Below are 17663 nucleotides of genomic sequence, written 5' to 3'. Positions count from 1 at the left end.
TTTAGTTTTCGTCCGATTCGTACAGTTCGTCGATGTTCCAGATGATTGAGCCTAATGGCGGAATTTTCACGTTGCGCCATTTTTCCGCGATTCCCGAATACCCCGTCGGCGTGATTAGGTAGAGCAGGGGAAGCTCGTCCGAAAAGATTTTCTGCATTTCGAAAATCAGGCGTTTGCGTGCTTCGGGGTTCATCTCGATTTCCTGCGCGTCCATGATTTCGTCTATGCGTTTTTCCCAGTCTGTTGCGGGAGATTTTTGGCGCGGGTTCCAGACGTGCAGAAAGCCGTTGGAGCGGTATATTGCCTTGCCGCCGGAGGGGTCGCCGCCGCCCGTGAAGCCCATCATGGCGGCCTCGTAGTCGAAAGTGTTGTCGATTTTCGAGATAATCGTGCCGAAGTCCAGAAATTTAAGCTTCACGGAAATGCCTATGGATTTCATGTTTTCGACGAACGTCGTCGCGATTACCGAAGAGTTTTGCGAGCCGTCGGCAACGACGAATTCGAATTCCACGCGGTTGCCCTCCGGGTCGAGCAGCGCGCCCGACGCGTCGTATTTGAAGCCCTCCGAGAGCAGGATTTCCCGCGAGCTTTCGGGCGAGTATTCGTATTTGGGCGTGTCGGGGTTGTGCCATTTTTTGTTTGCGGGGCTTATGATTGTATCGAGCTTTCTCGCCCGCGAGAACCACACGCTTTTAATCAGTCCGTCGCGGTCGATTGCCCGCATTACCGCCTGCCTGAATTTTTTGTTCGAGAACCACTTGAATTTGTAGGGTTTTACGAACGGCTCGCCCCTTTCGTTTTTGCCGCCGTTTTGGTTGAACCAGAGGAATGAGATGCTGGCTTCCGGCCCGCGCTCGTAGATTTTGAACGCGTAGGTTTTTGCGTATTTTGCCACCCACGCGTAGTCGTTTGCGCCGACGGCGGAGGCGTCGCATTGCCCCGTGGCGAAGAGGATTGTCGCGGTGTTAACGTCGGCTACGAATTTGTAGACTAGGAAGTCTATGTAGGGCAGGCGTTGCCCGCTTTTGTCTGCCCGCCAGTAGTGCGGGTTGGGCTGCATGACGAGCCTTTCTCCCGGCTTGTACGAAAACAGCATGAAGGGCCCCGACGACACTATTTCCGACGGCGAGTTTATCGCCGTTTGCGTAGACCACGCCTGTTGAAGCGAGCCGTCGTCCGCCGCTTTTTGCAGCTTGTGTTTCGGCAGAATTTCGATGAACCCGATGTCGTTTAGAAACGGCGCGTACACTTTGTTCGTCTTGAATTCGACCGTGTACTTGTCGATTTTCCTGTATTTGATTGGCTCGCCGCCGATTGTGTACTGCCCCGCGTAGCGCGACGGATAGCGGAGCAACGGGCGTTTTGTGGCTTTGTCCAAGACGGGCTTGCCGTCGGCGTCGAGCTGCGGTGCGAAGATTGCGTCGAACGTAAAAACCACATCGTCTGCGGTTAGCTCCGCGCCGTCCGAAAATTTCACACCCTCGCGCAGTTTGAAGACGTAGGTTTTGCCGTCCTCCGAAACCGTCCACGATTCCGCGAGCGCGGGCACGACCTCCTCTTTCATGGGGTCGTAGTTCACGAGCGGCGAGAGCATTAGCGAAATCGACTGCGCCGAGTACGCGTCGGACGCCATCAACAGGTTGAATGTTTTAGGCTCCTGCGCATCGGACAAAACGAAGATGCCGCCGTATTTGCCGACTTCGCATTCCGCCGTTTCCGCGCCTTTCGGAAGCGGGAACTGCCCGCGTTCGATTTTCGGCGGTTCGGAACACGCGCACAAAAGGGCGGACAGAAGCGCGCACGCCGCCGCCGCCCGCGAAATTGTGCCAAAGCATTTCATTACGGTTTATTATCGTTCTGCGGCTCGTCGGAATTAAGGTTCCAGTCGGGCTGCATGAAGCTTGTGTCGGGGCGGTTTAAATCCCAATCGGGCTGGAAGTCGGGCACGGGGCGCGAAAGCCTGCCGTAGTCCACATAGGGTTCAAGCCCGTATTCGTCTTCGTTGAATTCTTCGTTGTATCCGTAGAGGTCGTAGTCGTCGCCGTCGATTTTGTTTGGGTCGTAGTCGTCGGGAATTGAGCCTTCCTCGCCGTAGTGCGATTTGTCGATTTCGAATTCCTCCGCTTTTTCCTCGGCTTTTTCCGCCTCCTCTTCGGCGATTCTTTCCTTTGCAACCATGCGGGCGTATTCGCGGCGTTCCTTTTCGTCCTCCTCCTCTTCGCGCTTTTCGCGCTCCGCCTCGCGGCGGAGCTTGTTTTTGCGCATGCGCGAGCCTATCCGCAGGGCAAGCTCGTACATCATGTAGAGGGGGATTGTAAGCGTTACCTGCGTGATGAAGTCGGGCGGCGTAATGACAGTCGCGAAAATCAGAATCACCATGAAGACGATTCTTCTGTTCTTCTTCAACCACTCGACATTCAGCACGCCGAGGTAGATTAGAATAACCTCGATAAGCGGCACTTCAAACACCACGCCCACCGCGAGCGTCAGGAAAAGCACCATGCTGTAATACGACTGCGCGTCGGGGAACATCTCCATCTGCATGGATTCCGACATACTCGACATGAACGCTATGCCCATCGGCAGCATGAACGAGAACGCGAACGCCGCCCCCACGCAAAACAGTATGACCGCCGCAAACATTCCCGGCCTTAGCAGTTTCCTTTCCTCCGCCGTAAGTCCAGGGGCTACGAACTGAATTACGAAGTACACAATGGCGGGCAGGGAGATGCAGAGTGCGCCCAAAAAGCTCACATAGAACCAGACGACAATGGGCGTCACAAACGACATCGACCTGAGTTTTATCGAGTCGTACCAGTTTCCCTTTTTCCCGCCGAGCAGCACGGAGTTTTCGTCCTTTGCGACGATGAAGTAGGGGCCTGATTTTTTGTCGGGCGCGCTTTCGTCCACAAGGTAGACGGGGCCGACTTTTTCCGCCGCCGCGTCCTCCGATTTCCCGCCGCTTAAAAACGAGGTCGTCGAGATTATTTTCTTCGCCGCGTTGAGCGGGTAGAGCATGACCGTATTGAAATACGAGAATCCCGCCCCGACCCCGATTAGCGCGATTACGAACACAAGCAGCGACTTCAACATCACGCCCCTCATCTCTTCGAGATGTTCGAGGAACGTCATTTCTCCGTCGCTGTTTGTCTTTTTCTTCGCCATATTACGAGATTCTGAGCTTGCGCTTTTTGCCGAGTTCGGCGCAGATTGCGTCGAAGACCTTGTTTACGTCTTCGGTCGGCAGCGTTCTGTCCTGCGAGCGGAAGGAGAGGGCGAACGCAAGGCTTTTGCAGCCTTCGTCGACGCCCTTGCCGCTGTACGAGTCGAACAGCTCGATTGACTCTATGTCGAAGTCCGCGCCTTTGAGTTTCTGCTTGGCGACTTTCTTGATTTCCGACGCAACCGATTCCGCGCTTTCCGATTCCTTCGCGATTACCGCGATGTCGCGCGGCGCGGCGGGGAACAGGCTGAACGCCTTGAATTTTTCCGCGCTCTTCTTGCGGGCGGCGACGTCGGGCTTGAACATGATTTCGCCCGCGTAGACAACGCGTTCGATTCCGCGTTCGCGCAGGTGCGCCGCGCTGATTGCCCCGAAGCGGATTACAAAGCCCTCGCGCTTTTCCGAGCCGCATGCCGCCGCAAAACCGTTCTGCCAGAGCGGCTCGTCGGTTTCGGCGAAGTTCAGGCGCGACGCGTCGACGCCGAGTATTCCCAAAATGTCGGAGGCGAATTCCTTTGCAGTGAAGAAGTCGGGGGCTTCGCGCTTTTTCCAGAGCCGTTTTGCGGGGTCGGGCGCGATAACGAACGCGGTTGAGGCAAGTTCGCAGATTTTGCCCTTCGGGTCGGCGCGGAAGATTTTTCCGTTTTCGAAGAATCCGAAGAAGTCGTTTCCGTTCGAGATGTTCAGGCGCACGACGTCGAGCAGCCCGTCTACGAGCGAGGGTCTCAGGCAGTCTTGGTCGGACGTAAGCGGGTTCGCAAGTTTGAGCGCGTCCACGTTTGCGTGCACCTTTGCGAGCTTTGCGCTGTCTTTAAGCGAGTAGTTTTGGCACTCGTTCATGCCGCGCGAGGCAAGGAAATCCGAAACCGCGCGGTTGTATTTGAAAAGCGGGTCGTCGTCGCGCAGGTGCGCAACGGCGGTCATTTCCGTTTCGGGAATTTTGTCCGTTCCGTAGATTCTCACGAACTCTTCGACCAAGTCTACGGGTCTGTCTACTTCGCTTCTGAACGACGGCACGTTTACTTTCATCGCGTTTCCGTTTTCCTCGACCGAAAAGCCGAGCGATTCGAACACGCCGACAACGTCCGCCTGCGAGACTTCGAAGCCGAGCCTGTCCACAATGTAGGGCATGTCGATTTCAACCGTGCGGTCTCCGCGCGGGGCTTCGCCGATTTTGCAGGTTGCGCCGCAGACCGTGCCGCCGGCCGTTTCGAGAATCAAATCCACCGCGCGGCGCGAGGCGTCGAGCGTAGACTGCGGGTCTACGTCGCGGGCGAACCTGTACGAGGAATCGGTGTTGATTCCGTATTTGCGGCTTGTCGCGCGGACGTTTCCGGGGTTGAAATATGCCGATTCAATCACGACGTCGGCAGTGGAGTCGCTCACTTCCGAGTCAAGCCCGCCCATGACGCCCGCGAGCGCGGTCGCGCCCTCGCCGTCGCAAATAAGGGTTGCTTCCGGAGTGAGCTTGTATTTCTTTTCGTCGAGCGTCTGGATTTCCTCTCCGTCCGCCGCCTGACGCACTACGATTTTCCTGCCGCGAATTTTCGACGCGTCGAAAGAGTGCAGGGGCTGTCCGTATTCCATGAGGACGAAGTTTGTGACGTCCACGACGTTGTTGATTGAGCGCAGACCGACCGCCTCCAAGTCGCGGCGAAGCCATTCGGGGCTGGGGGCAATTTTTACGCCCTTGATTGAAACAGCCGTGTAGAGCGGGCAGTTCTTTGTGTGCGATTCCACCGAGTCGAGAAGCGTGCCGTCGGGCTTGTCGGCGTATTCGGGGACGTATTTGAGTTCGGGCTTTTTGAGTTTTTTGCCGAACTTTGCGGCAAGCTCGCGGGCAACGCCGATATGGCTGAGGCAGTCGCCGCGGTTTGCTGTAAGCTCGATTTCGAATACCGTGTCGGAGTCTGTAAACACGTCGTTGATGGGCGTGCCGACTTCGGGGCGCATTTCGAGGATAAGCAGCCCGCTGTGGTCGCAGCCAAGCCCAAGCTCCCTCGCCGAGCACATCATGCCGTTGCTTGTGATTCCGCGCAGTTGCGAAATCTTGATTTCGAAAATTCCGCCGTCGGGAGCGGGAAGTTTTGCGCCTTCGAGAGCCACGGGAACTCTGTCTCCCACTTTGTAGTTTTTTGCGCCGCAGACAATCTGGATAGGCTCTTTGTCTGGCGCGATTTTTACCATGCACACGCCGAGTTTGTCGGCGTTCGGGTGCTGTTCGCGGCTGAGAATTTCGCCCACGACCACGTGTTCGAGCGGCTTCAAGCCCGTCGTTTCCACGCTTTCGACTTCCAGACCCAGCATCGGCAGAGCCTCCGCAATAGCTTCCGCCGACACGTCCGAGAGATCGACGTAATTATTTAACCATTTTAAGCTGACTTTCATTTTCGGAAAATTTTTCTTTGTTTATCTTGACGCGAACTGTTTGAGGAAACGCGTATCGTTCGAGTAGAAGTGGCGTATGTCGTCTATAGAGTGCATGAGCATTGCGATTCTTTCGACGCCCAGCCCGAACGCGTAGCCGCTGTACACTTTCGGATCGAGACCGACGTTCGCGATTACGTTGGGGTCTACCATGCCGCAGCCGAGAATTTCAATCCAGCGGTTGCTGAGCTTGCCCATGTCCGCGCTCATGAAGTCAACTTCGAAGCTCGGTTCTGTGAACGGGAAGAAGCTTGGGCGCAGGCGCGTTTTAGCCGACGAGCCGAACAGGTTTTTGAAGAGGTAGTCGAGCGCGGCTTTGAGGTCGGTAAGCTTTACGTTTTTGTCTACGTACAGCCCCTCGATTTGGTGGAAGTTCGCCGAGTGGGTCGCGTCTACCGTGTCGCGGCGGAACGCGCGGCCGGGGGCTAGGATTCTTATCGGTGCGCCCTCCTTTACCATCGCGCGGATTTGCACCGACGACGTGTGGCTGCGCAGAAGGTAAAGCTCGTCGGCGTGTTTTTCGACGTTGCTTGCGACCGTTTCGCGCGGCATGAAAAGCGTGTCCTGCGCGTCGCGCGCGGGGTGGTCGGCGGGCGTGTTGAGCGCGTCGAAGCAGAACCATTCGGTTTCGAGGTTCGTAGCCTCGGCGACGGTGAAGCCCGCGCGTTTGAAGATGTCGCAAATTTTGCGGATTGTCAGCGAGAGCGGGTGGATTGTCCCGCGCGGTGTGTCGATATTCGGCAGGGAGATGTCGGGCTTTTCGCCGAGCGCGGACACCATTTCCATGCTTTCGATTCTCGCGTAGGCGTCGGTAATCAACGGTTCAATTTCGCGCTTTGCGGCGTTGATGAGCTTGCCCATTGCGGGGCGTTCCGCCTTGTCGAGCGTGGGAATGAGCTTCATCAGAGCCGTAAGCTCCCCGTTCGGACCCGTGATTGCCGCGCCTATGTTTGCGACTTCCGTTTTTGTTTTTGCGGCGGGCAGCGACGTTTTCGCCTTCGCCAAAATTTCGTTGATTTTGTTTTCCATAAATTGATATTTAGCGCGTCCGAAAAATTCGGCGCGAATGCTTGCAAATTAGCGGTAAATTCAATTTCAAGCGCGGAATTTGGCAAGCATTTTTTGAGCGCATAAAAAGGGAAAGTCTGCGGAAAAACCGCGGACTTTCGAAACGGAATTTTTTTGCGGCGTTTGCGCCTACTTTTGCGGGCTTTCGGCGTTCAGCCTTTCGATTTGCCCGGCAACTTCTTCGCGCAAATTTTCGAGCTTTGCGGGGTCGGGCAGAAGTTCCGTCGAGCGCGTGCCCCGCGCGTTGGGGTAGACCGCGAGCGACTTCACTTTTTCGAGCGTTTTTTGCGCGGAAGCGTCGCCCGTTTTTGCGGCGAGCTTTTCGAGAATCTTGAAGTATTCGTAGTCTTCCTGTCCGTCGCGAACCGATTCGAACCTCACCGACGGGAAGATTTCGCTGCGCCCGACGATTTCGCCCGAATACACAAAGTATCCGTCGCCGTTGGGGTAGCGCGTTCTGTTGCGCACGGTAGGCGACGGCGAGCTGATTCTGTCGTAGTGGAAGCCCCATTTGAACGGGTCGCGCGTGTACCAGTCAACGCCCCAGTACTCGTGCGCGATGAATCCGCCAGCGAAGCAGTAGAGCGGAATGAGCCGCTCCTGTGCGCAGTAGGGCGTGTTGATGCAGTAGTTGCCGTCGGTGGTGAACGCTTTTTCCTCTCCGCGCTTTTCGATTTTTTCGATGTCGGCGGGCGTTCTGTCGGACGACATGTCTATGCCCCATACGCTGATTCCGCCTTCGAGCATGGGAATGTACGCCCAAGTGCTCGAATACAGACGCGCTTTCGGGTCGGCCGCCTTGACCGCCGCGCAATAGGCTTTTGTCATGTCGGCGATTCCGTCGGCGTCGCAGTGAGGTTCGTCGCAGACGTACCAGAGGAAGCGGTCGCGCCACCCCTTTTCGTCGAGGTGCTTGTAGACGAGTTTTGCCTGCGCCTGCAATTCGGCGACAAATTCGGGGCGCAGGATTTTTTTGTCGGCTTCGGCGTAGGGGTATTCGCCGTCGTAGGGGGCAATCGGCTTGGCGTCGGGGTCGTCGCGCTTTATCCTGTTTATCGGGTTTGCGAAGCCGAAACCACCCATCGGATTGGGCAGGTACATGAGGCGCGTGCCGAGTTTGCCGAACGCGTTTTCGCAGAACTTGTCAAAGTCCGAAAAATCGGCGGACAGCTTGCTGTCTTTCGTGTAGAATTTGATTCGCGGCGGCTTGTTTATCGACGTTCTGTATTGCGCCATGAATTCTTGAAGCTGCGAGATGTCGTAGAATTTGCTTGTTATGCCCGCGGCTTTCAACGGCTGCCGCCAGCCGCCGTTGAAGCCGCTTCCGCGCGAGTCGAAAATTGCGCCGAGGCTCGGCGATTTCGGGATTGCGAAGTTGCGCACCCTTACGCGGTAGGGCACTGCGAGCACGGTTTTGCCGCCGTCTTTGAACTCGACTTTTCCCTCGTATTCGCCTGCTGCCGCGGATTCGTCCGCGCCGAATTTCAGCCACACCGACTCCGTTTTGTTCGGCGAAAGTTCGACGAAATTCTGCCTTACGAGCGGGTCGGGGTAGAGTTGTATCATCGAATTTCGGGGGACGCAGCGTTCGTTGAATTTTACGCCGTTGAAGATTTGGTAGCGGCTCGGCGCGTCGCACACGACATTCCGCGCCACGGAGACGGTCGGGGCTTCGAGCGTCGCGCTTCCGCCGACGAGTTTCGGGGTGGTCGCCGATATTTCGAGCCGCCGCAACGGCTCGTTAGAGCGCAGGGCAAATTGCAGGTTTTCCTGTTCGTTTTTTGCGAGCGAAATTGCGGCTTCCCCGCTTTCGGCGGGCGGCGCAAAAAAGTCGAATACCTTGACTATCGGGCTTACGCTCCACGCGATTGTGCGCGGCTTTTCGAAGTCGGCGCGGGCTTGGTATTCGAATTTTGTGGCGTCGATGCATTCCGCAGCGAAAAGCCCGTCGATTAGAATGTCGGCTTTGTTCACGCCGAATGCGTCAATCCAAATTTCGTCGCCGTCTTTTGCCGTGTAGGTGCAGCTTTTGACTTTCCATTCGGAGGTCGGTTTTATTGCCGCGCGGGCGTAGGAATTTTTGCCTCCGCTGAAAACCGCCATTCGCGGAATCGACTGATAGACGGACTCTTCAAGCCCCTTAACCCACGCGATGTTTATGTATTTGCGCCCAGCTTCGGTTTCGATTTTCCGCCTGATTCCGAACCAGTGGTTGGGGAATTTTTGGCGGGCGTATTTGTGTTTTCCCGACGACGCGCCCCCTGGGAATTTGAACTCCCTGCTTTGCTCAATCGCGATGTCTTTGTTGAATTTTATCGAAAGCGCCTTGCCGCCGAAAACGCCGCCGTCAACAAGCGAAATTTCGCCCGTGTTTTCCCTTCCCTTGTGCGAGCGGAAATTCCAGCCGTCGAAGCCCTTTTCGAAGTTTGCGTTCTCGATTTTGTTTGCGCTTGACGCCGTCAATTTGGCAAGCCCCGCGGCGTCGCAGCCGTTGTCGATTTCGGAGACGAGGTCGCTAAGAATGTAGCTTGCCTGTTTTGAAACCGCGATTTTCGGCTCTATATTCTTCCTGTTTTCGGCGATGTAGACGTTGTAGACCGCCTCCGTTTTCGGCGCGATTCCGTCGAGCAAAACCAGCATTTCGCCGTTGAGGAGCGCGTGAGGAACTTCAGTTCCGTTTTTGTATACTTTGTAGTCGGACGGTCTGAAATTGCCGCGGGCGGCAATGCTTATCGGGATTATCCCGACCGCCTCGCCCGTCGGTTTTTCGCCGAAGTTGAAGAACGACGTTTTTATGCGGAGGTTGAAATTTTTGTCGTCCGTTTCCCATTTTTCGGCGGAATCGTCTTTGCCAGTTCGAGCGTTTCGCGCTCCGAAACTTTTACGGCGTAGTTGTTTTTGGGGACGATTTTCGAGACTTTTATGTCGTCGAAAAACGCTTCGCCCGCGCCGATTTTGGCGACCGCCGCAAGCGACGCCGAAGTCGCGTCGGCGGGGATTTTTGAGGTGAACGAAATTTTTGTCCAGTCCGACGCGTCCGACAGCAGTTCGGATTCTTCTATTTTGTATTTCCCGTCCCCGAACGTGTAGACGACGCCGATTCCCGCGCCGCCGTTTTTCGCCGCTTTAAGCGCGTCGGTTTTTACATATGCCGAAATTTTCAGGGTGTCGTTTGCCGCAAAGCTTCCCTCGCGCGGGAATCCGCGTTTTTCTATTGCCCGTTTTGTGTCGAAGCGCAGGGGCATTTTATGCGCGTAGGGGCTTTTTTTGCAGCTCGCCGCGCGCAGGGAGTTTTTGCCGCTGCGCGAGTATTTTGTCGAGATTCCGACGGCTGTTTTGTTCGGCTTGTTCAGGTATGTCCAGCGGTTTGCCGCGCCGTCGTCGGCGTCGAAGTTTTCGTCCATGCGCGGCTCTATGAAGAAGTCGGGCACTTCGAGCGCGTCGTGGTTGCTGTAATATACCCAGAGTTCGGCTGAGCCTTTTGCGGGGCAATCGACGGGCAGTACGAGGGACGTTTCTCCCGAAAATTTTTCGGCGTTCGACGAGACCGCGAATAGCAGTTCCCTGCCGTTTTTTTGGACGACCCTTATTGCGTTTGTTTTTTCGCCGACGAGTCCGAGCTTTTTTGCCGAAATTCGGACTGGTTCGGCTTTAAAATCCGCGTCGGTTTTATTTTCGATTTCGACTTTCACGCGCTTTGCGGCGGGCGTGCCGAAGTCGAGGTAAAGAGGGTAGTCCCACGGGCGGACGGAGGCCGCCTGCGCGAGCGTTGTCGCGGCGAGCATTGCAAGGAAAAATCTCATGCTTAAATAATGGCGTCGCTTGGGGGCGCACGCAAGCCTCCAAATATTGAAACTTGGTAAACTGTTTAATGGGCGTGGAATTAGCCGACAAAAAAACTCCGAACAAATCGTTCGGAGTTTTTCGAAAAAGTTTTTACAAGACTTATTTCTTGACGGAGTCGATAACCTTCTTAACGAGAACCGCGAAAGCCGCTTCGTCGTTAATTGCAAGTTCCGAAAGCTGCTTTCTGTCAAGCTCGACATTGAGGGCTTTCAGACCCGCCATGAATACGCTGTATTTAAGCCCAGCCGCGCGGCACGCCGCGTTGATGCGGGTAATCCAGAGGCTGCGGAATTCGCGACGGCGCACGCGTCTGTCGCGATATGCGTATTTGCCGGCATGTTGCACGGCGTCTTTTGCGTAGCGGAAGAGTCTGGACTTATTGCCGAAATAGCCTCTTGCCGCCTTCAATGTGCGTTGTCTGCGTTTGCGGGACGCAACCGAAGTTGTCACTTTTGGCATGTTTGTATTTCCTTATATTTTTGATTGCCTGGGGGTCGCCTTCACCCTTGCGGCGAGTTATTGTCTGTGCTTTTTAGATTACTACGCGAAAGGCATTGCCTTTTTGACGTTGGCGGCGACGCCGGGAGTTACCTCTTTGTCGTGCCCCATCGCGCGCTTCTGCTTGATGGACTTTGCGCTGAGAAGGTGGCGTTTGCCGGGGCTTCTGCGAAGCACTTTGCCCGAAGATGTAATCTTGAAGCGTTTTACTATGGATTTCTTTGTCTTTTGCATTTCTTGTTGTGTAAGAAAATTAAAGTTTTGAATTCAATACGAAAACCGACGTCTGTAAAGTAAATTTTTGCGTTTTTTATTTTTTTTTAAATCCGCGAATCTCGAAACGGCGGAATTTTTCGGCTGTCGTATATAAATATGGTATCGATTCGCTTATTATGTTCGGTTTTCTGCGCTTTTGCGGCGTCGATGTGTCTTGCGGGGACTGCCGTTTTGCCGCCGAACCCGTACCGCCAGCACACGGTCTACCGCGATTCGCGCGGAAATGTTGTCGATGTCCGCAAGCCCTCGAAAATCGAGCGCACCGTGTATTCCGACATTGACGGAAAGGTGGAAATCGGCACTGAGCGCGGCGAGCCTTTCCCGCCTGCGCCTCCGCCTCCGCCGAAGTTCGGCAAACCCGCAAAGCCGCCGAAAGCTCCGCAAAAGCAAAAAACGCCGTAGCGGCGTTTTTGTTGTTGGAGCGTGTCCGAGTTCGCGTTGCGCTTTTGTTTTGTCTATTCTACGTTTTGGGTTTGCTCGCGGATTCTTTCGAGCTCGTTTTTGAGGTCTATTGCAAGTTTCGTCAATTCGAGCGAGTTTGCCTTGCTTGCGATTGTGTTGATTTCGCGCCCCATTTCCTGACAGATGAAGTCCATCTTGCGTCCGACGGCTTCTGGCTCTTCGAGAGTCGAGAGGAACTGCGCGATGTGGCTTTTGAGCCGCGTGATTTCCTCGCAGATGTCGCATTTGTCGGCAAAAATGCAGATTTCCTTCAAGACGCGCTCGTCGTTAGGGTCGAGCTGCAAGCCCGAATTTGCGAGCCTTTGCAGGAGCTGTTCCCTGTATTTTTCCACCGTGCCGCGCGACGAATTTTCGACGTCGGCGACCAGAGCCGAGATTGTACCGAGCCTCGCTTTCAGGTCCGTCTTCAATGCCGCGCCCTCGGTTATGCGCATTGCGTCGAGCTTTTCGACCGCCTCGTTTGCGGCGGGTTCGATTTCCGCCCAGCTTTCCTCCCAGTCCGCCGCGGATTCGTTTGCGGCGAGCATTTCGCCGAGTTTGAGCAGCAATTCGGGCGTCGGTTCGAACTTTGCGCCGAGTTTTTCGCAAACCGCCTTGAAGTCGGCGAGGGGCTTTGCGAGGGCGTCGGCGTCGAGAACGCCCGCCGCTCCGCCGTCTTTTTTTTCGATTTTTACCGAGACCGACACTTTGCCCCGCGCTACCGACTTTTTCAGCAACTGCGCGAAAAGCCTTTCCATGGGCGCCCACTCGCGCGGGAGCGACACGGAAAGCTCGAAGCCCTTTTTGTTCACCGACGAAACGTCGATTGCGATGTCGAAAGCCGCGCACTGTTTTTTTACGCGGCCGAAGCCCGTCATGCTTTTCATATTAGAGCTTTCTCACCGCGCCGTCCGCCGCCGAGGAAACCGACTTAGCGTAGGATTGGAGCGCCTTTGAGACTTTTCTGTCGCGCACGGGTTTGTACGCCAAGTCGCCCTTTGCCTTCATTTTTTCGCGGCGGGCGTCCATTTCGGCGTCGGAGATTTCGAGGGAAATCGTACGCGCGGGAATGTCGATGTTAATCATGTCGCCGTTTTCGACAAGCGCGATGTCGCCGCCGTCCGCCGCTTCGGGGGAGGCGTGTCCGATTGAAAGACCGCTTGTGCCGCCCGAAAATCTGCCGTCGGTGAGCAGCGCGCAGACCTTGCCAAGCCCCATGCTCTTCAAGTGGCTTGTGGGGTAGAGCATTTCCTGCATGCCTGGGCCGCCGCGCGGGCCTTCGTAGAGGATAACGACGACGTCGCCCGGGGCGACCTTTCCGCTGCGGATTGCAAGGCTTGCGTCCTGCTCAGAGTCGTACACTTTCGCCGTTCCCCTGAATTTCAGAATGGATTCGTCCACGCCCGCGGTTTTTACAATGCAGCCGTCTTTTGCGATGTTGCCTTTGAGCACCGCAAGCCCGCCGTCCTTGCTGAACGCGTGCTCGACGGAGCGGATTGCGCCGTTTGCGCGGTCGGTGTCAAGCTCGTCGTAGTATTTATCCTGCGACCAAGCCTTGATGCTGTGGACGCCTCCTGGGGCTGCGCGGTAGAGCTTGCGCGCGGTCGAAGAGCATGTGGGCGACATGATGTCGTTTGCCTTAATCGCCGCGCCGATTGTCTTGCCGTAGACTGTCTTTGCCCTCATATCTACAAGCCCCGCCCGCGCGAGTTCGCCCATAATCGCCATGATTCCTCCCGCGCGGTGGACGTCCTGAACGTGCACTTTCTGCGTGCTGGGGGCTACTTTGCATATGCAGGGGGTGATGCGCGAGAGCGCGTCGATGTCGGACATCGAGAAATCTACCTCTCCCTCGCGGGCAATCGCCAAGAGGTGCAGGACAGTGTTGGTGCTGCCGCCCATTGCGATGTCGAGCTTCATTGCGTTCATGAACGAATTGCGCTTTGCGATTGAGCGCGGAAGCACGGAGGTGTCGTCTTTTTCGTAGTAGGCTTTCGCCATTTCGACAATGCGTTTCGACGCCTTTGCGAAAAGCGATTTTCTCGCCTTGTGGGTTGCGACAATCGTGCCGTTTCCGGGGAGGGCAAGCCCGATTGCCTCCATGAGGCAGTTCATGGAATTTGCCGTGAACATGCCCGAGCACGAGCCGCATGTGGGGCACGCGTTGCGCTCCATGAGTTCGCTGTCGGCGTCGGAAACATTGGGGTTTGCGCCGGCAATCATCGCGTCGATAAGGTCGAGCTTTCTGTCGTCGCCGCCGGAGAGTTTTGCCTCGCCCGCTTCCATCGGGCCGCCCGATACGAAAATCGCGGGAATGTTCATGCGCATGGCGGCCATCATCATTCCTGGGGTGATTTTGTCGCAGTTTGAAATGCAAATCATGGCGTCGGCGCAGTGGGCGGTGCACATGTATTCAACGCTGTCGGCGATAAGCTCGCGCGAGGGGAGCGAATAGAGCATGCCCTCGTGCCCCATGGCTATGCCGTCGTCGATTGCGATTGTGTTGAATTCCCGCGCAATGCCGCCCGCCTTTGCGACCTGCTCGCAGACGTATTTGCCCACCTTGTCGAGGTGGACGTGCCCGGGGACAAACTGCGTGTAGGAATTTACGACCGCGATAATCGGCTTGCCGAAATCCTCCTCCTTTACGCCCGTTGCGCGCCAAAGCGCGCGCGCGCCCGCCATGTTTCTACCGTTAAAACTTTTCTTTGATTTATATTCTGGCATAATTGCGTTTTGGTTTTTTGTTTGTAAAATTAACGTTGATAAAATCACCGAAGCGGCGAATCGTCAACAAAAGTTTTCGCGCGGAGGGGGCGGAGAATTTTTTGTTGTAAGACGGCGGAAAAAATCCATTATGAGACGGCAAGAATTTATCAAAATGGCTTTCAACTTAAAAAAGATTCTGCGGGCGCTGCTTTTTTCGACGAGCGACGCGCTGACTATCAAGGATATTCAGGCGGTCATCACGCGCTACCACAACGAGCGCGAAAACATGAAAAAAGCGGCGAAAAACGGCGGCCAGCCCGAAGTCCCCGAAGCTCTCGTGGAGGGCGAGCAGTCGGAGATGGAGGACATCATGGCGCAGGTGCCCACGCTCCTTACCGCAACGCAAATCCGCGAGGCGATGGAGGAGATTTCCGCGGAATTGGAGGAAAGCGGCGACGTGTGCAGACTTCTGCAAAGCTCGTCGGGCTTCAAGCTCGCCATTTCGAAAGACTATGCCGAGTGGGTGCGGCTTTTGCGCAACGACCCGCGCCCGCAGAGGCTCACGCGGGCGGCTCTCGAAACGCTGGCGATTATCGCCTACCGACAGCCCGTAACCCGCGCCGAAATAGAGGCAATCCGCGGGGTTAACGCCGACAGCGCAATCACGCGCCTTACCGAAAAGGAGCTTATTTTCATAAGCGGACGCGCCGATTTGCCCGGGCGTCCGATACAGTTTTCGACGACTAAAAACTTCCTCGACTACGCGGGGGTAAACTCGCTCGAAGAGCTGCCAGCCTCCGACGTGCTAAGCCCCAACCAGATTTCGGAGTGGATTCGCCGCGCAAGCTCGCCGTCGGACATCGCCGAAAAGGACGTCGGGCTTCCCTCAAACGACGCCGAGCACAACAGCCGCAGCGTCTCAACGCAGGCGCAGGCTTCCGCAGATTCAGTCGAAAACGAATCCGACGCGGCGGCGGAGGCGTCCGCAACGGAATCCGAAACCCCGCAAAAAGAGGGCGCAACGCACTTCTCCTACGACGGCGCGGAAAGCGCGGGCAGCGAAGAGGAATTCGAAGTCTCCGACGGCGACAAATAGGAATTTTTACGATGGACAAAGACGCTATCAGAAAAGAAATAGACGCTATCGACACCCAGATTCTCGACCTGCTTTCGCACAGAATTGAGTGCGCAAAGGAAATCGGGAAAATGAAGGCGGCAAACGGCGAGGAAATCTACGTTCCCAGCCGCGAGACGCTCGTGTTCAAAAACCTTTCCGACAAAAACGGCGGGCGCATCGACGAAGCCGCGTTGCGCTCAATCTACCGCGAAATAATTTCGGCGAGCATTTCGGCGGAAAAGCGGCTGATGGTCGCATACCTCGGTCCGAAAGCCACGTTCACGCAGCAGGCGGCGGTCAAGAACTTCGGTTCGAGCGTAGACTACCGCCCAATGCCGTCGATTCCCGACGTGTTCGCGTCGGTCGAAAGCGGCGATGCCGACTACGGCGTCATTCCGATTGAAAATTCGACAGAGGGCGCGGTCTTCCACTCAATGGACATGCTCCGCGACAGCTCTTTATATATAGTGGGGCAGGTTTACATGCCAATCGAGCACTGCCTGATTTCGCGCGGAACGCTCGAAACAATCCGCAAAGTCTGCTCGAAAGACCAGGCTATCGGCCAGTGCCGCGAGTGGCTGCGCCGCAACCTCCACAGCGTCGAAATAGAATACGTCGAAAGCACGACCGCCGCGGTCGAACTTGCCCGTGACAACCCCGAAACCGCCGCCGTCGCAAGCTCGATAGCCGCCGATTTCTACGGCGTGCCCGTTCTCGAACACGGCATTCAGGACAGGAAAAACAACCAGACGCGCTTCCTGATTGTGGGCAAAAAATTCTGCCCGAAAACCGACGGCGTAAAATACAAAACAAGCCTCGTGCTCTCGCTTAACGACCGCCCCGGCGCGCTTTACGACATGCTTTTGCCGTTCAACCGCATGAACATAAACCTCACGCGAATCGAGTCGCGCCCAAGCAAAACAAAGGCGTGGAACTACTACTTCTTCCTCGATTTCGAGGGGCATTGGGAGGACGAAAACGTCCGCACGGCGGTCGCCGAACTGCAAAAGACGCTCCCGATGGTCAAGTGGCTCGGCAGCTACCCGATGTGATGGCGGAACGCTTCAAAGTGCAGGTTGTTCCGAACGCGCCCAAGAGCGCGTGCGCGGGGGCATACGGAGACGCCGTGAAAATAAAAATCGCGGCGCAGGCGATGGACGGCAAGGCGAACGCCGAGCTTGTAAAATTTCTGTCAAAAAAACTCGGAGTGGGGCGCGGCGCGGTGCGCATTGTCTGCGGCGAAACCTCGCGCGACAAGCTTGTGGAAGTGGACTCCGAAAACTGCCTTGCGAGGCTCTTGGCGGAATAGGGCGCGTTTGCGTCGGTCAATCCAAACGCGGCGAAGCTGACGGCGGAAGTATTGCGCGCCGTCGTCAGCGCGTGATTGTTAAATAGGCTCGTTGAAGAAACGCGCCGAAAGGAACGAAACGAGCAGCTCGGCGACTTCCGACTTCGAGCCTTTGCGGAAATCTACAACTTCGCCGCTGCGCAGAATCAGGTCGATTTTGTTTGTGTCGGCGGCGAAGCCCGCGCCCTCCGCACCGACGTTGTTTGCGACTATGCCGTCGAGGTTCTTGCGTTCGAGTTTGTCTTTTGCGTATTCGAGCACGTTTTGGGTTTCGGCGGCAAAGCCTATCAAAATCTGATTTTTTTTGCGTTTTGATAATTCGAGCAGAATGTCGGGCGTGCGTTCAAGCTGGGGGTTGAGGTCTATCTCGTCCTTTTTTGCCTTGCGCGAAAGCACAGTTTTGGGGCGCACGTCGCTTACGGCGGCGGACATTATCAGAATGTCGCACGAGTCGAAGAGTTTGTCGCAGGCGGCGAACATGTCGGCGGCGGAGACTACGCGCAGGGTTTTTACTCCGTCGATGTCTGGCAGGGCGGAAGGTCCGAGCACAAGGGTGGTGTCCCAGCCTTTGGCGCGGGCGGCGGCGGCTACGGCGCAGCCCATTTTGCCCGTCGAGGGGTTGCTAATGAAGCGCACAGGGTCGAAATATTCGCGGGTGGGGCCCGCCGTCACCAAACATCTGATTTTTTTCATGGGGCGAATCCTACTAG

Annotated in this window: 15 protein-coding genes; 4 read left to right on the top strand and 11 right to left on the bottom strand. The window is 56.0% G+C overall.

Going from position 1 to position 17663, the window contains the following annotated elements:
• Nucleotide 1: 1 nt before the first annotated feature.
• The 8 genes from P3B99_001000 to rpmI form a co-directional block, all read right to left on the bottom strand.
• A complete protein-coding gene (locus P3B99_001000; GenBank protein ID WYJ07706.1) occupies nucleotides 2–1840 on the bottom strand; it encodes an ABC transporter substrate-binding protein in 1839 nt (612 codons plus the stop codon).
• Nucleotides 1840–3165, bottom strand: a complete 1326-nt coding sequence (locus tag P3B99_000995) for a twin-arginine translocase subunit TatC (protein ID WYJ07705.1) — start codon at nucleotides 3163–3165, stop codon at nucleotides 1840–1842. The genes P3B99_001000 and P3B99_000995 overlap by 1 nt, the downstream gene beginning before the upstream one ends.
• Before the next feature lies 1 nt (nucleotide 3166).
• Nucleotides 3167–5611, bottom strand: a complete 2445-nt coding sequence (gene pheT / locus P3B99_000990; GenBank protein WYJ07704.1) for a phenylalanine--tRNA ligase subunit beta — start codon at nucleotides 5609–5611, stop codon at nucleotides 3167–3169.
• 21 nt (nucleotides 5612–5632) lie between these two features.
• Nucleotides 5633–6679: a phenylalanine--tRNA ligase subunit alpha gene (gene pheS, locus P3B99_000985; protein ID WYJ07703.1), complete on the bottom strand. Its 1047-nt coding sequence runs from the start codon at nucleotides 6677–6679 to the stop codon at nucleotides 5633–5635.
• A gap of 168 nt (nucleotides 6680–6847) precedes the next feature.
• Nucleotides 6848–9358, bottom strand: a complete 2511-nt coding sequence (locus tag P3B99_000980) for a glycoside hydrolase domain-containing protein (GenBank protein WYJ07702.1) — start codon at nucleotides 9356–9358, stop codon at nucleotides 6848–6850.
• A 152-nt stretch (nucleotides 9359–9510) separates the two neighbouring features.
• Nucleotides 9511–10521 carry a hypothetical protein gene (locus tag P3B99_000975; protein ID WYJ07701.1) on the bottom strand — a complete coding sequence of 337 codons (1011 nt, stop codon included), beginning with the start codon at nucleotides 10519–10521 and terminating at the stop codon, nucleotides 9511–9513.
• Nucleotides 10522–10663: 142 nt separating this feature from the next.
• Nucleotides 10664–11023, bottom strand: a complete 360-nt coding sequence (gene rplT / locus P3B99_000970; GenBank protein WYJ07700.1) for a 50S ribosomal protein L20 — start codon at nucleotides 11021–11023, stop codon at nucleotides 10664–10666.
• A gap of 81 nt (nucleotides 11024–11104) precedes the next feature.
• Nucleotides 11105–11296, bottom strand: coding sequence for a 50S ribosomal protein L35 (gene rpmI, locus P3B99_000965; GenBank protein WYJ07699.1), 192 nt, complete (start codon nucleotides 11294–11296; stop codon nucleotides 11105–11107).
• Between the two features lie 138 nt (nucleotides 11297–11434).
• Here rpmI and P3B99_000960 point away from each other — a divergent pair, with 138 nt between their 5' ends.
• Nucleotides 11435–11740: a hypothetical protein gene (locus tag P3B99_000960; protein ID WYJ07698.1), complete on the top strand. Its 306-nt coding sequence runs from the start codon at nucleotides 11435–11437 to the stop codon at nucleotides 11738–11740.
• A gap of 53 nt (nucleotides 11741–11793) precedes the next feature.
• Here P3B99_000960 and P3B99_000955 read toward each other — a convergent pair whose 3' ends face one another.
• Nucleotides 11794–12666: a YicC/YloC family endoribonuclease gene (locus P3B99_000955; GenBank protein WYJ07697.1), complete on the bottom strand. Its 873-nt coding sequence runs from the start codon at nucleotides 12664–12666 to the stop codon at nucleotides 11794–11796.
• A 1-nt stretch (nucleotide 12667) separates the two neighbouring features.
• Entirely contained in the window at nucleotides 12668–14506 is a 1839-nt protein-coding gene (gene ilvD / locus P3B99_000950) for a dihydroxy-acid dehydratase (GenBank protein ID WYJ07696.1), read from the bottom strand.
• Nucleotides 14507–14660: 154 nt separating this feature from the next.
• On the opposite strand from ilvD, the gene scpB reads away from it, so the two are divergent.
• Genes scpB through P3B99_000935 form a run of 3 tightly spaced genes read left to right on the top strand, consistent with a single transcriptional unit; the run spans nucleotide 14661 to nucleotide 16914 of the window.
• Nucleotides 14661–15584 (top strand): SMC-Scp complex subunit ScpB, encoded by a 924-nt coding sequence (scpB, locus tag P3B99_000945; GenBank protein WYJ07695.1) that lies wholly within the window; start codon nucleotides 14661–14663, stop codon nucleotides 15582–15584.
• Between the two features lie 11 nt (nucleotides 15585–15595).
• Nucleotides 15596–16657: a prephenate dehydratase gene (pheA, locus tag P3B99_000940; protein ID WYJ07694.1), complete on the top strand. Its 1062-nt coding sequence runs from the start codon at nucleotides 15596–15598 to the stop codon at nucleotides 16655–16657.
• Nucleotides 16657–16914 (top strand): DUF167 domain-containing protein, encoded by a 258-nt coding sequence (locus P3B99_000935; GenBank protein WYJ07693.1) that lies wholly within the window; start codon nucleotides 16657–16659, stop codon nucleotides 16912–16914. Before pheA ends, P3B99_000935 begins: the two co-directional genes overlap by 1 nt.
• Nucleotides 16915–16992: 78 nt before the next feature.
• On the opposite strand, the gene P3B99_000930 is transcribed toward P3B99_000935, so the two are convergent.
• Nucleotides 16993–17646 carry a phosphopantothenoylcysteine decarboxylase gene (locus P3B99_000930; protein WYJ07692.1) on the bottom strand — a complete coding sequence of 218 codons (654 nt, stop codon included), beginning with the start codon at nucleotides 17644–17646 and terminating at the stop codon, nucleotides 16993–16995.
• Between the last annotated feature and the right edge of the window lie 17 nt (nucleotides 17647–17663).

It is taken from the genome of Opitutia bacterium KCR 482, from assembly GCA_029269845.2.
In the GTDB taxonomy this organism is placed as follows: Bacteria; Verrucomicrobiota; Verrucomicrobiia; order Opitutales; family Intestinicryptomonadaceae; genus Merdousia.
Note: the sequence above shows the minus strand (reverse complement) of the source record. Positions and strands in the feature narration are given on the sequence as shown.

Bases quoted from the DNA above. Each gene is read 5' to 3' on its own strand.
- P3B99_000955 (WYJ07697.1), bottom strand. From the start codon at position 12,666: ATGAAAAGCATGACGGGCTTCGGCCGCGTAAAAAAACAGTGCGCGGCT.
- pheT (WYJ07704.1), bottom strand. From the start codon at position 5,611: ATGAAAGTCAGCTTAAAATGGTTAAATAATTACGTCGATCTCTCGGAC.
- pheA (WYJ07694.1), top strand. From the start codon at position 15,596: ATGGACAAAGACGCTATCAGAAAAGAAATAGACGCTATCGACACCCAG.
- P3B99_000960 (WYJ07698.1), top strand. From the start codon at position 11,435: ATGGTATCGATTCGCTTATTATGTTCGGTTTTCTGCGCTTTTGCGGCG.
- P3B99_000930 (WYJ07692.1), bottom strand. From the start codon at position 17,646: ATGAAAAAAATCAGATGTTTGGTGACGGCGGGCCCCACCCGCGAATAT.
- ilvD (WYJ07696.1), bottom strand. From the start codon at position 14,506: ATGCCAGAATATAAATCAAAGAAAAGTTTTAACGGTAGAAACATGGCG.
- P3B99_000975 (WYJ07701.1), bottom strand. From the start codon at position 10,521: ATGAGATTTTTCCTTGCAATGCTCGCCGCGACAACGCTCGCGCAGGCG.
- P3B99_001000 (WYJ07706.1), bottom strand. From the start codon at position 1,840: ATGAAATGCTTTGGCACAATTTCGCGGGCGGCGGCGGCGTGCGCGCTT.
- P3B99_000935 (WYJ07693.1), top strand. From the start codon at position 16,657: ATGGCGGAACGCTTCAAAGTGCAGGTTGTTCCGAACGCGCCCAAGAGC.
- pheS (WYJ07703.1), bottom strand. From the start codon at position 6,679: ATGGAAAACAAAATCAACGAAATTTTGGCGAAGGCGAAAACGTCGCTG.
- P3B99_000995 (WYJ07705.1), bottom strand. From the start codon at position 3,165: ATGGCGAAGAAAAAGACAAACAGCGACGGAGAAATGACGTTCCTCGAA.
- rpmI (WYJ07699.1), bottom strand. From the start codon at position 11,296: ATGCAAAAGACAAAGAAATCCATAGTAAAACGCTTCAAGATTACATCT.
- P3B99_000980 (WYJ07702.1), bottom strand. From the start codon at position 9,358: ATGCTGGTTTTGCTCGACGGAATCGCGCCGAAAACGGAGGCGGTCTAC.
- rplT (WYJ07700.1), bottom strand. From the start codon at position 11,023: ATGCCAAAAGTGACAACTTCGGTTGCGTCCCGCAAACGCAGACAACGC.
- scpB (WYJ07695.1), top strand. From the start codon at position 14,661: ATGGCTTTCAACTTAAAAAAGATTCTGCGGGCGCTGCTTTTTTCGACG.